This window comes from Gilvimarinus sp. 1_MG-2023 (genome assembly GCF_030548285.1).
The window spans coordinates 1-257 of the sequence record NZ_JAUOSC010001268.1; the positions used below are offsets into that span (position 1 = coordinate 1).

General features: G+C 54.9%; 1 protein-coding gene. It reads left to right on the forward strand.

Going from position 1 to position 257, the window contains the following annotated elements:
- Nucleotides 1-166, forward strand: a 166-nt coding sequence (locus Q4563_RS20950) for a glutaredoxin domain-containing protein (protein WP_303605892.1), incomplete at its 5' end; no start/stop codon positions are given.
- Nucleotides 167-257: the final 91 nt, after the last annotated feature.

Genomic DNA, 257 nt, shown 5'->3' on the forward strand with positions numbered 1-257 from the left:
GTCCAACCCGGAAATTCGCACCAATTTGCCCAAGTATGCCAATTGGCCAACCTTTCCGCAGTTGTGGGTTAAGGGTGAGTTGGTCGGTGGTTGCGATATCATCACCGAGATGTTTGAAAAGGGCGAATTAAAAGCTCTGCTTGACGAAGCAGCGGCAGAGTCCTGATCGTTACGAGTGCGAAGCCGCCCGGCTTCGCACCGGTTGTGCTTGCCGCCATTCGCCATGACGTGCTTGCGTTGTTGCTCGTCTGCATGGC